This window comes from Dietzia sp. UBA5065 (assembly GCA_002415925.1).
In the GTDB taxonomy this organism is placed as follows: Bacteria; Actinomycetota; Actinomycetes; order Mycobacteriales; family Mycobacteriaceae; genus Dietzia.
In genome coordinates, this window is record DIAZ01000139.1 from 55,396 (window position 1) to 55,875 (window position 480).

Annotated in this window: 1 protein-coding gene; it reads right to left on the minus strand. The window is 65.4% G+C overall.

What is annotated here, in order from left to right; translation table 11 throughout:
• Window positions 1-480 (minus strand): methylmalonyl-CoA mutase family protein (locus B4M60_RS11035; protein ID WP_291083633.1); only part of this gene is annotated, 480 nt, incomplete at both ends.

The following is a 480-nucleotide window of genomic DNA, read 5'->3' on the forward strand; positions in this document are numbered from 1 at the left end:
GTTGGTGTGCAGCGACTGCGTGTGGCCCTGGGTGGAGGCCATCGCCTCGATGCACGTGCGGGCGACGTTGTTGAAGACGTCCTGCGCGGTGAGCGACCAGCCGGAGGTCTGCGAGTGGGTCCGTAGCGACTTGGACTTCTCGCTCTTCGGCCCGAACTTCTCCACCAGCTCGCTCCACAGCAGGCGGCCGGCCCGCAGCTTGGCGATCTCCATGGAGAAGTTCATGCCGATGGCCCAGAAGAAGGACAGCCGCGGCGCGAACTTGTCGATGTCCAGCCCCGCGTCGAGGCCGGCGCGGAGGTACTCGACGCCGTCGGCGAGCGTGTACGCCAGCTCGAGGTCGGCCGTCGCCCCGGCTTCCTGGATGTGGTAGCCGGAGATGGAGATGGAGTTGAACCGCGGCATCTTCTGCGAGGTGTAGGCGAAGATGTCCGAGATGATCCGCATGGAGGGCTTGGGCGGATAGATGTAGGTGTTGCG